General features: G+C 67.3%; 12 protein-coding genes. 4 read left to right on the top strand and 8 right to left on the bottom strand.

What is annotated here, in order from left to right; all coding sequences use genetic code 11:
• The first annotated feature begins 83 nt into the window (after positions 1-83).
• Entirely contained in the window at positions 84-1,178 is a 1,095-nt protein-coding gene (gene ddlA, locus AC5QAB_RS16695; RefSeq protein ID WP_197562052.1) for a D-alanine--D-alanine ligase, read from the top strand.
• Between the two features lie 76 nt (positions 1,179-1,254).
• On the opposite strand, the gene AC5QAB_RS16690 is transcribed toward ddlA, so the two are convergent.
• The 3 genes from AC5QAB_RS16690 to oleC form a co-directional block, all read right to left on the bottom strand.
• Positions 1,255-1,410: a DUF1328 domain-containing protein gene (locus AC5QAB_RS16690; protein WP_005407633.1), complete on the bottom strand. Its 156-nt coding sequence runs from the start codon at positions 1,408-1,410 to the stop codon at positions 1,255-1,257.
• An 81-nt stretch (positions 1,411-1,491) separates the two neighbouring features.
• Positions 1,492-2,484 (bottom strand): 2-alkyl-3-oxoalkanoate reductase, encoded by a 993-nt coding sequence (oleD, locus tag AC5QAB_RS16685; protein ID WP_014645546.1) that lies wholly within the window; start codon positions 2,482-2,484, stop codon positions 1,492-1,494.
• The gene (gene oleC / locus AC5QAB_RS16680) at positions 2,481-4,139 is read right to left on the bottom strand and encodes an olefin beta-lactone synthetase (protein ID WP_041862955.1); all 1,659 of its coding nucleotides are present in this window, start codon (positions 4,137-4,139) and stop codon (positions 2,481-2,483) included. The genes oleD and oleC overlap by 4 nt, the downstream gene beginning before the upstream one ends.
• A gap of 104 nt (positions 4,140-4,243) precedes the next feature.
• On the opposite strand from oleC, the gene AC5QAB_RS16675 reads away from it, so the two are divergent.
• On the top strand, positions 4,244-4,675 hold the full coding sequence (locus tag AC5QAB_RS16675; RefSeq protein ID WP_029380125.1) for a YkgJ family cysteine cluster protein: 432 nt from the start codon (positions 4,244-4,246) through the stop codon (positions 4,673-4,675).
• 71 nt (positions 4,676-4,746) lie between these two features.
• Here the strand turns inward: AC5QAB_RS16675 and AC5QAB_RS16670 are convergent, their stop codons facing one another.
• The 4 genes from AC5QAB_RS16670 to AC5QAB_RS16655 all read right to left on the bottom strand — a co-directional run bounded on the left by AC5QAB_RS16670 (position 4,747) and on the right by AC5QAB_RS16655 (position 10,278).
• On the bottom strand, positions 4,747-5,637 hold the full coding sequence (locus AC5QAB_RS16670) for an alpha/beta fold hydrolase (protein ID WP_495233503.1): 891 nt from the start codon (positions 5,635-5,637) through the stop codon (positions 4,747-4,749).
• A gap of 140 nt (positions 5,638-5,777) precedes the next feature.
• Positions 5,778-6,794 carry a 3-oxoacyl-ACP synthase III gene (locus AC5QAB_RS16665; protein WP_014035559.1) on the bottom strand — a complete coding sequence of 339 codons (1,017 nt, stop codon included), beginning with the start codon at positions 6,792-6,794 and terminating at the stop codon, positions 5,778-5,780.
• Positions 6,795-6,897: 103 nt separating this feature from the next.
• Positions 6,898-7,215 carry a DUF4156 domain-containing protein gene (locus tag AC5QAB_RS16660; RefSeq protein WP_005407628.1) on the bottom strand — a complete coding sequence of 106 codons (318 nt, stop codon included), beginning with the start codon at positions 7,213-7,215 and terminating at the stop codon, positions 6,898-6,900.
• 213 nt (positions 7,216-7,428) lie between these two features.
• Complete coding sequence (locus AC5QAB_RS16655; protein WP_197561869.1) at positions 7,429-10,278, bottom strand: insulinase family protein; 2,850 nt, start codon at positions 10,276-10,278, stop codon at positions 7,429-7,431.
• A gap of 417 nt (positions 10,279-10,695) precedes the next feature.
• Between AC5QAB_RS16655 and AC5QAB_RS16650 the strand changes: the two genes are divergently transcribed.
• Together AC5QAB_RS16650 and AC5QAB_RS16645 are read left to right on the top strand one after the other, a co-directional pair.
• The gene (locus AC5QAB_RS16650) at positions 10,696-11,172 is read left to right on the top strand and encodes an XAC0231 family protein (RefSeq protein ID WP_197561870.1); all 477 of its coding nucleotides are present in this window, start codon (positions 10,696-10,698) and stop codon (positions 11,170-11,172) included.
• Positions 11,173-11,241: 69 nt separating this feature from the next.
• On the top strand, positions 11,242-11,721 hold the full coding sequence (locus AC5QAB_RS16645) for a tRNA (cytidine(34)-2'-O)-methyltransferase (protein WP_049441773.1): 480 nt from the start codon (positions 11,242-11,244) through the stop codon (positions 11,719-11,721).
• A gap of 176 nt (positions 11,722-11,897) precedes the next feature.
• Here AC5QAB_RS16645 and AC5QAB_RS16640 read toward each other — a convergent pair whose 3' ends face one another.
• Positions 11,898-13,061: an acyl-CoA dehydrogenase family protein gene (locus AC5QAB_RS16640; protein ID WP_197561871.1), complete on the bottom strand. Its 1,164-nt coding sequence runs from the start codon at positions 13,059-13,061 to the stop codon at positions 11,898-11,900.
• Between the last annotated feature and the right edge of the window lie 109 nt (positions 13,062-13,170).

Genomic DNA, 13,170 nt, shown 5'->3' with positions numbered 1-13,170 from the left:
CGGTGATTCATCTGTGCCTCACCTGGGTGGCTATGGAAGGTTCATGCTGTACGGCCACGCAACGCACAGGACATCGCATTCCCATGGCACGGACCCGGGTCGGCATCATCTTCGGGGGCAAATCCTCCGAGCACGAGGTTTCACTGCAGTCGGCGAAGAACATTCTCGATGCGCTTGATCGCGAGCGCTTCGAGCCGGTGCTGGTCGGCATCGACAAGCAGGGCCAGTGGCATCTGAACCAGCCGGACACCTTCCTGATCAACGCCGATGATCCGTCGCGCATCGCGCTGCATCGCTCGGGCCAGTCGCTGGCGGTGCGCCCGGGTGCGGAACAGGCACAGCTGCAGCCGTCCGATCCGGCCAGCGCGCTGGGCCAGATCGATGTGGTGCTGCCGATCGTGCATGGGCCGCTGGGCGAAGACGGTGCGCTGCAGGGCCTGCTGCGCATGGCCAACCTGCCCTTCGTCGGCTCGCCGGTACTGGGTTCGGCAGTGGCGATGGACAAGGACGTGACCAAGCGCCTGTTGCGCGACGCTGGCCTGCAGGTGGCACCGTGGCTGTGCATCCGTCGCCACCAGGCGGCAACGGTCGATGTCGATGCGGTGATCGCACAGCTCGGCCTGCCGCTGTTCGTGAAGCCGGCCAACCAGGGTTCGTCGGTGGGCGTGAGCAAGGTCAAGGACGCAGCGGGCTTCGCCGAGGCACTGGCATTGGCGCTGCGCTACGACCACAAGGTGCTGGTGGAATCGGCGGTGGTCGGCCGCGAGATCGAGTGCGCGGTACTGGGCAACGCGCACCCGCAGGCCAGCCTGTGCGGCGAGGTGGTGGTGCACGACGAGTTCTACGCCTACGACACCAAGTACATCAACGAAACTGGCGCCGAGGTGGTGGTACCTGCGGATATCGATGCCGCAACCCAGGCGCGCATCCAGCAGATCGCACTGCAGGCCTACCAGGCGCTGGAGTGTGCCGGCATGGCGCGCGTGGACGTATTCCTTACTGCTGGCGGCGGGATCGTCATCAACGAGGTCAACACGCTGCCGGGCTTCACCCGCATCAGCATGTACCCGAAATTGTGGGGTGCCAGCGGAGTCGATTACACGACGTTGATTACGCGCCTGATCGAACTGGCACTGGAGCGTCACGAAGCCGATCGCGGATTGCACAGCGCCGTGTAGCGTTGTGATCGCCCGCAGAGCCGAGCATGGCTCGACTCTGCGGAAAGCGATGCCGGCCAGCGGCCGGCACTACCGGCTAGCCGCGCTTGCGGAACATGGAGATCACCGCAAGGATCAGGAACACCACGAACAGGATCCAGGCGATGTTCGTTGCGGCGCCGGCAATGCCGGAAAAGCCCAGAACGGCGGCGATGATGGCGATGACAAAGAAAATGATGGCGTAATGCAGCATGGCGCTCCTCGCGGGTGGTCGAGCCTTGGATGGCGTGGGTCCATCCTCCCGATCCTGCGGTGTGCAACCAGTGACGGCGATCTATGCAGCAGATGAAGCCTTCAGCCTGCGCAGCCCTTCTTCGATGCTGACCTGCGGCACATAGCCGAAATCGCGGCGGGCCGGCTCCATGCTGTACCAGTGCGGCGTGCACAGCTGCTCGGCCAGGAAGCGGGTCAGCGGCGGCTCGCCACGCAGGCGCAGCAGCGGCCACAGCCGTTCGCAGACCGCGCCGATGCGATAGGCGGTCTTGAAACTGATCGCCTTGTCCACCGTCGGCGCGCCAACAGCGGCCAGCAGCCGGTTGACCAGCTCGCGCATGGGCAGCGGTTCGCCGTTGGAAATGAAGTAGGCCTTGCCCGCACACGCGGCACCCGGCGCCAATGCCTCGAAAGCGAGGAAATGCGCGAGCGCGGCGTTGTCGATGTAGGTGGTATCGACCTTGTTGTTGCCGTCGCCGACCAAGCGCAGGCGGCCCTGACGTGCACGCTCGGCCAGGCGTGGCACCAGCTGCTGGTCACCCGGGCCCCAGATCAGGCGCGGGCGCAGTGCCACCGTCGCCAGCGATACATCGTTGGCGGCCAGCACGCGCTGTTCGGCGATCGCCTTGGTCGCCGCATACGGTGCCTGGAAGTCTTCTCCGTACGGCACCTCGTCGGCCCCCAGGCCTTCCACCGGATGCGTGGCGCGGTGGGTCACGCTGGGCGTTGAGGTGTAGACCAGCCGGTTGATGCCGTGCGCGCGGCATGCCGCAATGACATTGTCGGTGCCGACCACGTTGGCCTGGTGGTAGCTGTCATAGCTGCCCCAGGCGCCGGCCTTGGCGCCGTTGTGGAACACCGCATCGACGCCGGCCACCGCGTGCAGCACTGCCTGCGCATCGGCCAGATCGCCGCGGATCTGGCCCACGCCCATGGCCTGCAGTTCCGGGTAGTGGCTGCGGTTGAACGCCAGCACCTGGTGGCCACGTTCGACCAGCCCGCGGCACAGCGCCTGGCCAAGGAAACCACCACCACCGGTGACCAGGATCTTCATGCGCGCTTCTCCAGTTCGGCGCTGGCCCAGACGGCGAGCTTCTCGCGGCCGATCTTGGCGTTGTGACGGATATCGACGGGGAACGCGGGATGCATCAGGAAGTGCTGCAGGCCGGCCTCAGGCGTGCGCGCTGCGGCATGCGCACGCAGCGCTTCCTGCAACGCCGGGCTGTCGCTCTGGCCACGCTGCAGTTCCACGCACAGCACCGGTACCTGCGCACCCGCCGGGCCAACGCCGACCAGTGCCGTGCGTGCCACGCCGGGCACGGTATTGAACACCGGCTCGACCTGTTCGGTGTACAGCGGCCCTTGTGCGGTTTCCACGCGATGGGTCTTGCGCCCGCAGAACCACAGCCGGCCCTGCGCATCGAAGTAGCCCACGTCACCCATGCGATGGACGATGCGGGTGCTGCCATCGGCCAGCGTCTCGCGGATCTTCGCGGCGGCCGTGGCCTGCGGGCGGTTGAAGTAGCTGTCGGTGGCGGTCGGGCCAGCCACCGTGATTTCTCCCACTTCGCCAACCGCCAGCACGCGCGCCTGCGACCAGTCGGCCAGCGGGGCGTCGTCGATGGCGATGATGCGCACCTCGTTGGGGGCCACCACGCTGCCCACGCAGGTGCCGGCGCCGGCCTCGGTGGCCGCGCGGGTACGCTCCAGCTCACGCCCCTCGACCACCGCCACCGGCAGGCACTCGGTGGCGCCGTACGGGGTCCAGAACTGCGCATCGGCCGGCAGTAGGCTGCGGATGGTGGCGACCACGTCCGGCGGCACCGGCGCACCGGCCGAGGTCACCCGGGTCACCGTCGGCAACGGCCGGCCATGCCGGGCCAGCACCCGCATCAATGCCGGCGAGCCGAACAGCTGGGTCACGCCGAAGCGCTGGATGGCATCGTGCAGGCGTGCCGGATCGGCCTGCGCCGGCCGGGTCGGGTCCATGTCCGGGATCACCGAGGTCAGGCCCAGCGCCGGGTCGAACAAGGCAAAGGGCGGGAAGGTCGGCAGGTCCACGCCGCCCGCTTCCATGCCGAACGCGCTGCCCAGCAGCTGGATCTGGCCCACGAAGTGGCGGTGGCGGTAGACCACGCCCTTGGGCACACCGGTGGAGCCGCTGGTGAACAGGATCGCCGCCATGTCCTCGCCATCGGTATCGGCCAGCATCGCCCCGCCCTTGGCGCCGGCGCGCTCCAGCGCAGCCAGGCTGGTACCGCCCCAGCCGAGGCGGCGGCCAACGGTGACCAGGCGGGTCGCCGACGGCGCCCAGCGCAGCGCCAGCCGCGCCACGTGCGCCAACGGAATGCCGATGAAGGCCTGCGGCTGCGCCTCGTCCAGGCACTGTTTCAGCGCGCGCTTGTCGATGCCCGGATCGACCAGCACCGGCACCGCGCCCAGCTTGAACAACGCGAACATCAGCAGGAAGAACTCCGGCGACGGCCGCACCATCACCACCGTGCGCACTCCACGGCCGATCCCATAGCCGGCCAGGCCGGCGGCCATGGCATCACTGCGGGCGTCCAACTGGCGGTAATCCAGGGTGACATCGTAGGCGGCCATGCCGTTGCCGGCGCCCCGGCGGCCCGGGCAGCGGATGGCGATCTGGTCAGGGCGTTCACGCGCCAGTTCAGGCAGGCGCGCGGCAATGTTGCAGGGTCGGTTCATCCGTTCATTGTCGCCGCTTACGGAATTTCTTGCGCGGCGGCCCACTTCGTGGAAAATCCGCACCCTCGTTCCTGATTCCGACTGCCGCCCGAGGCGGCTTGCCCATGCAACATCCCTGCATGACCTGCGGCGCCTGCTGCACCCAATACCGCGTGGCCTTCCACTGGATGGAATCGGACGAGGTCACCCCCGGCGGCGTGCCGCACCAGCTGACCGAGGTGCTGGACCCGCACCGCCTGTGCATGCGCGGCACCCACTCCAAGCCGGTGCGCTGCGTGGCGCTGGACGCGCAGATCGGCGTGTACTCACGCTGCACCATCCACCCCAACCGGCCCAGCGTGTGCCGTGAGGTGGATGCATCGTGGGAGTACGGCAAGGCCAGCCCGCAGTGCGACAAGGCACGCATCGCCTACGGCCTGGACCCGCTGACGCTGGCCGACTGGCGCTGGCGCGATGACGCCGACAATGACGACGATCACCCGGACGACAACGGCAACAGCCCGTCCTCACCGCCGCAGGCACCGGTCGCCGCGTAATGGTAGTGCCGGCCGCTGGCCGGCAACCTCATCAACCCTTCGGGTGTGCCGACCGTTGGTCGGCACACCGATCAGATCGGGTTCTTGTCCAGAAAAGCGCGGATCTCCGGCACCAGCACTTCGTGCTTGTCTTCCAGCACGTAGTGCCCGGCGTCCTCGAAGGCATGCACCTGGGCCTGCGGCAACGCGGCCTGGAAGCCCTTCAGGAAGTGGTGGTCGAACACGAAGTCGCGCAGGCCCCAGCCGAGGAAGGCCGGTCGGTCGGCGAACGACGGCAGCGCCTTGCCGGCCCGCTCCAGCAGCGACGAGGCCTTGTCGGCCGGCGACAGCGGGATGTCCTGCATGAAACGGATGGTGCTGATGCGGTTGGCCCAGCTGTTGTACGGCGACACGTAGGCGCGGCGCACGTCGGCCGGCATCTTCCGCTCCACGCCCAGCCACGAGGCACCGGACGAGAACGCATTGAAGCTGCGGATGATCCACTCGCCGATCTTCCAGTGGCGGCCCAGCGCGATCTGCCACGGCATCGTCTTCGCCGCCGGCATCGGGAACGCGGCGGTATTGAGCACCACCAGGCGCTTGACCTGGTCGTGGTGCGACAGCGCCCAGCCGAAACCGATCATGCCGCCCCAGTCGTGCACCGCCAGGGTCACCGGGCCGGTGATGCCCAGGTGCTTCAGCAGCGCATCGAGGTCGTCAACGCGCGACTGCAGCGTGTACTCGTAGCGGCTGTCATCGGGCTTGTCCGACAGGCCCATGCCGATGTGGTCCGGCACGATGCAGCGGTATGTGTCCGACAGGCCGGCCACCAGCGTGCGCCAGTAATAGCTCCACGACGGGTTGCCATGCACCATTACCACCACTTCGCCATCGCGCGGGCCTTCGTCGAGATAGTTCATCGACAGGCCGGGGCGAACCTCGAAGCGCTGCGGGTGGGCGGGGTAACCGGGAAGATCGCGCATGCGGAGCACCTAGGGAGAGTCGCGGCGCAATGTGGAGCCGAACCGATGCTCGGCTGCTCTCCGGTCCGCTGCGGAAGAGCCGCGCTGCGCGCGTGAGCCGAGCATGGCTCGGCTCTACAGGAGGTCGGGCAGCGGGCTGCTTACCAGACCACTTCGGCCATCGAGCAGTTCAGGCCGGAACCAATGCCCAGAAGTGCAATGCGATCGCCCTTCTTTAGCTTGCCCAGCTGCTTGAGCTTGCTCAGCACGATCGGCACCGAGGCCGGGCCGATGTTGCCGTGCTCGCCGAAGATGGTCATGACCTTCTTCGGGTCGATGCCGAAGTTCTTGATGAACGCAGCGGTGTGCGGCTGGCTGACCTGGTGGATCACGAACTGGTCCAGCTCTTCCACGGCCCAGCCCAAGGCGATCTTCGCGGCGGTGAAGGTCTTCTGGGCCAGCTTGATGCCTTCGATCAGCAGCAGGCGGGTATCGGTGACCATGCGGTCCAGATTGCCCAGGCACAGCTGGTTCCACTCGGTGGCCGAACGGGTCACGCCACCCTTGTAGCGGGGTGCATCCGGCACCAGTTCCGAGCGCGCCATCACCATCGCGGCGGCGCCCGAACCGGTGGTCAGGGCGGCCAGCTCGTTGCGGAAGTCGTCGGCGGTGACGTCCGGGGCGGTCATGCGCTCCAGGGTCTTCTCGTACACCAGGTTGGCGGTCTCGCCATCCACCACCAGCGCGTAGTCGATGTCGCCACGCTCGATCATGCGCGCCGCGATATCCATGCCGTTGATGAAGGCCAGGCAGGCATTGGCGACGTCGAAGGTCATGCACTCGTCGCTGACGCCGAGGTTGCCCGACACGATCGAGGCGGTGGACGGCTCCAGGTAGTCGCGGCTGACCGAGGTGTTGACCAGCAGGCCGACCTGCGTCGCATCGATGCCTGCGTCTTCCAGCGCCTTGCGGCCGGCCATGGTGGCGGCATCGGACGCCAGCACGCCGTTGTCCCACAGGCGGCGGGCATGGATGCCGGCGATATCGCCGAGCACGTCGGTGCGGATACCGAGGCGATCCAACGTCGGCTGCAGCCGCTCGTTGATTTCCTTGGTCGTCAGCGTATGCGGCGCATCAACGTGTGCCAGGCCGGCGATCGAGACATTCTTGAAGAGCATCGAGGTTAGCGCCAAGGCTCAGGCAAAAGGGGGCGCTATTCTATAACCCCCGGGGCCTTCACCGCATCTTTACGAATTCAGGCTTGGCCGTATGGTGAAGCGTTCAGCGCGGCGGGCACTGGAACGCGGCGAACCGCTGGCTGCCATCGGCGGGCGCGGCGGCGGCCTGTACGGCGTTGGCGCCGGCACTCGGGGCCTCGTTGCGGGCCAGGGTTTCCAGCTCTTCCTGCACGCGCAGCGGGTTGCGGTTGTAGAAGCCGACCTTGCTCTTCACGGTGACCACCACCTCGCCCTTGGCGATGCAGCCGGCCGGAACCGGACCTGCCGGCAACACGCGGGTCGCCTTGCCGGCCGGTTCGATCGGCACCCAGGTACAGGCAGTGACGGTGAGCAGCAGGGAGGAAAGCAGCAGAACGCGCATGGGCAGATCCTGGAAGGGTATGGGGCGATTCTGCCTGAACAGCCTGAATCGGGGGTAGCCGGGGCCGGGGTCAGAGCCCCTGCGGGGGATCCGACCCCAGGTCGGCGGAGGGGTCGGATCCCCCGCAGGGGGCTCCGACCCCTTAAGGGTTTGCCGGCCAGCGGCCGGCACTACCGGGGGAGCCGGCCCGCCACAGGCGGGCCGGGTCGTGCCTTATTTCTTGACCGGGTTGCCCTCGGCGTCGATCACCGTCACCTCGCCCAGGTTCAGCGCGCGCACGGCCGCTTCGGTCTGCTTGAGATCGCCCACCACCACCCAGGTCAGGGCCTGCGGCTTGATCTCGGCAGCGGCCTGCTGCACCTGCGCCGGGGTCATCGCTTCGATCTCGGCCTTGCGACGCAGCACATAGTCGTCCGGGCGCTTGAACTGCACGATCGAACCGATGGTCGCGGCCACTGCATTGGCGGTCTCGTAGGCACCGGGCAGGCTGAGGGTCTGGATGTTGCGGATGCGGTTGACTTCGGCAGCGGTGGCCGGCTTGCTGCCGTCGGCGAATGCGGCGATCTCCTTGCGCATTTCCGCCAGTGCCGGGCCGGTCTTGTCGATCTGCACCGGCGCACTGGCCATCCACGGGCGCTGGCCCACCGAACTGGTCGCGCTGCTGCGCGCGCCGTACGACCAGTGCTTGTCCTCGCGCAGGTTCATGTTCAGGCGCGAGGTGAAGTCGCCGCCGATCACGCCGTTGGCAATGTCGAAGCGGGTCGAACTGGCGGCGCTGGACGGCGCCACCACCTGGCCGGCGAACAGGTTGGCCTGCACCGCACCCGGCTGGTCGATCAGGAACACGCGCGGGCCCTTCGGCAGCGCGACATCGGTGGCCGCCTTCACCTGCGGCGCCTCGCCGGTCGCCTTCCAGTCACCCAGCTGCTTGTCCAGCAGCGGCACGATCTCGGCCAGGGTGGTGTCACCGACCACGATCAGGGTGCCATTCTGCGGGCGCAGCCAGTCGTGGTGGAAATCAACCAGATCTTCGCGGGTGAGGCCGTTGATCGCCGCCTCGTCGCCGCTGCCGGTGAACGGGATGGCGTACGGGTGACCCTTGCCGTACAGCAGCGGCGGCAGCACGCGCATGGCCACTGCACCCGGGTTCACCTTCTCCTGCTGGATGCCGGCGATCCAGGTCGCCTTGACCCGGTCGATCTCGCCCTGCTCGAAACGCGGTTCGCGCAGCAGGTCGCGGTACAGCGCCAGCGACGGTGCCAGGTTTTCCTTCAGCGCCGACAGGTCCACGCTCATCGAGTCCAGGCCGGCCGAGGCATCCAGGCTGGCGCCCAGTGCGTCGGCGGCGTCGGCGAAGGCCAGCGAACCGAGCTTGCCGGCGCCTTCGGTCATCAGGCTCATGGTGAAGTTGGCGGTGCCGGGCTTGCGGCCCTGGTCGGCGCTGAAGCCGCCCGGGAACTGGTAGCTGAACTGCACCACCGGAATCTCGTGGCGTTCGGCCAGGATCACCTGGGTGCCGTTCTTCAGCGTGGCGCGCTGCAGTGCCGGGAACTTCAGCTGCGGGAACTCGCGGGTCTGCGGCACGCCGGCCTTGCGGTCCACCTGTTCCGGCAGGGTGCTGTACTTCGGGTCCACCGCCGGCACGGTGAACGGCTTCGGCGTCTGGCTCGGTTCTTCCTTCAGCGCCACGCGCTCACCCGGTGCGATCACCAGGGTGTGGCTGCCCTTGTCCAGCCACTGTGCGCCCAGGCGGCTCAGATCGGCGGCACTGGCCTTCTCGATGTTGGCCAGCGAGGTGCGGAAGCAACCCGGGTCGCCGGTGAACACCGCGCACTCGGCCAGCGCATCGGCCTTGCCGCCGAAGCCACCGATGCGCTCGATGCCACGGATGAAGCCGGCACGGGCGCCGGTCTTGGCGCGCTCCAGCTCGGCCGCGGTCGGGCCCTGCTTGATCAGGCGGTCCAGTTCCTCGTCGATGATCTTCTCGACCTTGGCCGGGTCCTGGCCCTGCTTGACGGTCGCCACGATCACGAAGTTGGAGCCCAGCTGCGACGTCGACAGGCCCGAGCCGATGCTGTCCACCAGCTTGTCCTGGTGCTGCAGGCGCTGGCTCAGGCGTGAGGACTTGGCGCCGCCCAGCACTTCGGAGAACAGCTGCAACTGGTCGATGTCGGCGGTGCCGATCTGCGGCACGTTCCAGGCGCGGTAGATGCGCGCCTGCGGCACCTTGTCGGTCATCGTCTCGCGGGTATCGGCACTGCGCTTGGCCACGTTCACCGCCGGCTGCGCCATGGTCGGGCCAGCGGGGATGCTGCCGAAGTACCTGGCGACCTTCTCCTTGGCGGTGGCCAGATCGATGTCGCCGGCCAGCACCAGCACCGCGTTGTTCGGGCCATACCAGGTGCGGAACCAGGTCTTCACGTCATCCAGCGAGGCCGCGTTGAGATCGTTCATCGAGCCGATCACGCCGTGGTGGTACGGGTGGCCAACCGGATACAGCGCCTTGTTGATCTGGTCCCAGGCCTGGCCGTAGGGCTGGTTCTCGCCCTGGCGCTTCTCGTTCTGCACCACGCCGCGCTGCTCGTCCAGCGCAGCCTGGTCGATCGCACCGACCAGATGGCCCATGCGGTCCGACTCCATCCACAGTGCCATGTCCAGCGCGGTGGTCGGCACGTTCTCGAAGTAGTTGGTGCGGTCGGTGTTGGTGGTGCCGTTCTGGTTGGTGGCACCGACCTGCTTGAACGGTTCGAAGAATTCGCCGTCGTGGTTCTCGCTGCCCTGGAACATCAGGTGCTCGAACAGGTGCGCGAAGCCGGTGCGGCCGGCCGGCTCATCCTTGCTGCCCACGTGGTACCAGACGTTGACCGCGACGATCGGCGCCTTGCGATCGGTATGCACGATCACGCGCAGGCCGTTGGGCAGGGTGAACTGCTCGTACGGGATATCGACCTTGGCCGGTGCCGTCGGCCTGGCGGCAAGCGCGGAGGTGGGCGCAAGCGTGCCCAGGGCGGTGCTGAGGGCGACGGCCAGCAATGCGGCGCGCGGGCGAAGGGCGAGAGACATATCCGGATCCTTGGTCACATAGGTGAACCCCGATCCTAGCCTGCGCAGGCAACGGCAGGAATCGGTCGCCAGTCACTGGGGGTGTTTGCCCTGAAGGCCATCCGGCCCGGCCCCAGCCGGGGGGGCGTGAACCGTCACATGTGCCGGCTGAAGGCGTCCGGACAGTGTCCGCGGCACATCGAATGGACAGGTGTCCGCCCACCGGACACTTTTCGATTGATAAAAAACCCTTGTAAATCAATGAATAAAAGTTGGCACGGGGATTGCTTGGTACTTCCTGCGCCAGGAAGGGCTTCAGACGCAAGCTGACTGAAGACTGAACAAATGCAGGGAATCGAAAATTCTCCTTGCATCCCCAGAATCGGTGTACTACCTTACTACCACACCACTGCTCACCAACACTAAACAGGCCCCGTCATGAACGCCAAGACCATTGCCATCGCCATCGCCCTGATCGCCGGCACCGCGGTTGTTTCGTCGGTGCAGGCCTCCGAATCCATCAAGACCCTGGCCACCGTGCAGGTTCGCCCGGCCGCCGACCAGCTGGCCCAGCAGGCCTGGGAACAGGCCAGCGGCATCCCGACCCTGGCCGCCGTGGAAGTGCGCCCGAGCGCCGACCAGCTGGCCGAGCGCAACGGCTACGTCGCCGCCCCGGTCGCCGCCGCGATGCCGATCACCACCCTGGCCTCGGTGGAAGTGCGCCCGAGCCTGGAACAGCGCGTCGCCCTGGCCGCCGAACTGGAAGCCCAGCGCTACGCCGCCACCCTGGCTGCCGCTGCCACCAGCGTCGCCAACCAGATGATCGTCAACCTGCCGGCCCTGCAGGTGCGTCCGAGCGCTGCAGACCTGCAGGCCCTGGCCACCGAAACCGCCCAAGTCCTGCTGCGCCCGTAAGCGGTGCCGCCCTGCCCAGCGCAGGGCGTGCGCCGTAGAGGCGGCCGCCGTCGCAGGTACACTGCGCCGATGAATGCCGCGCCCCCGTTCCACGTAATCCTGTTCCAACCGGAAATCCCGCCCAACACGGGCAATGTGATCCGGCTCTGCGCCAACACCGGCGCGCAGCTGCACCTGGTCGAGCCGCTCGGCTTCGCACTGGAAGACAAGCAGCTCAAGCGCGCCGGCCTGGACTACCACGAGTACTCGCGCCTGCAGGTGCACCCCGACCTGGACACCGCGCTGGCGCGGATCGCACCGAAGCGGTTGTTCGCCCTGAGTACGCGTGCCAGCGTCCGCTACGACAGCGTGGCGTTCGAAGATGGCGATGCCTTCCTGTTCGGCCCGGAAAGCCGTGGCCTGCCGCAGGACGTGCTCGATGCGCTGCCGGATGGCCGCCGCCTGCGCCTGCCGATGCGGCCGGGCAACCGCAGCCTCAATCTTTCCAACACCGTTGCCGTGGTGATGTACGAGGCGTGGCGGCAGCATGGGTTTGCCGGCGGCGCGTAAACCGCCTCAGGTGGGTGCGAAGCGCTGCTGATGGGTGTGACCTGCTTCTGGTGGGTGCGGACCTTGGTCCGCACTGTGCCAACCAAGGTTGGCACCTACCAAAGACAGGTCAAGGCGGCTGCAGAAACTTCTGGAAAGATGTGCCAACCAAGGTTGGCACCCACCGGAACCAGGTTTCAGAACGCGTTGATGCCGGTCAGTTCGCGGCCGATCACCAGCTGGTGCACGGTCTCGGTGCCTTCATAGGTGATCACCGATTCCAGGTTCAGCGCGTGCCGGATCGCCACGTGTTCGGTGGTGATGCCAGCCCCACCGAGCAGATCGCGACACTCGCGGGCGATGTCGATGGCCATGCGGCAGTTGTTCCACTTGGCCAGGCTGACCTGCTGCGGCTGCAGCTGCCCGGCTTCCTTCAGGCGGCCCAGCTGCAGCGCCAGCAGCTGCGCGGTGGTGATGCGGCGGGCCATTTCGGCCAGCTTGATCTGCGCGCTCTGGGTGGCCGCCAGCGGGCGGCCGAACAGCACGCGCTCCTTGGCATAGCCCAGCGCTTCATCCAGGCAGGCAATGGCGGCACCGATCGGGCCCCAGCTGATGCCGTAGCGGGCCTGGGTCAGGCAGCCCAGCGGCCCCTTCAGCCCCTTCACGTTCGGCAGGCGGTGGCTGTCGGGCACGCGCACGTCATCGAAGAACAGCGCACCGGTCAGCGATGCCCGCAGGCTCATCTTGTGCTTGATTTCCTGCGTGGTGAAGCCGGCCATGCCCTTCTCCAGCACGAAGCCCTGGATGCCGTCCTCGGTCTGCGCCCAGACGATGGCCAGGTCGGCCACCGGGCCGCTGGTGATCCACATCTTGCCGCCGCTGATGCGCCAGTCGCTGCCGTCGCGCACCGCGCGGGTCTTCATGCTGGCCGGATCGGAACCGCCGTGCGCTTCGGTCAGGCCGAAACAGCCGATCAGTTCGCCGCGTGCCATCGCCGGCAGCCACTGCTGGCGCTGTTCCTCGCTGCCGTAGGCATAGATCGGGTACATGCACAGCGAGCTCTGCACCGAGACGAAGCTGCGCAGGCCCGAATCGCCGCGCTCCAGCTCCTGGCAGATCAAGCCATAGCTGACCGCACCCAGATCACCGCCGCCGTATTCGGCCGGCAGGGTGGCGCCCAGCAGGCCCAGCGAGGCGATCTCCGGCACCAGTTCAGAGGGGAAACGGGCCTGGTCGAAGGCATCGCCGATGATCGGCAGCACGCGCTCGTTGGTGAAGCGGGCGACGCTCTCCTGCACCGCGCGCTCTTCCTCATTGAGCAGGGAACGGACATCGAACAGATCGTACGGATGCAAAGCCATGGCACTCACGCGCAGTCAGGACCCGGCCATTGTCGGTCATCCGGGCAGAGCGTGCCGACCAGGGTCGGCACCCACCCGGGCCGCAGCCTTACGCTGCACCGCAGCAATC

The sequence above is a fragment of the Stenotrophomonas sp. YJH_SMC_127 genome, from assembly GCF_059372445.1.
This window is presented reverse-complemented; position numbering and strand designations above follow the sequence as displayed.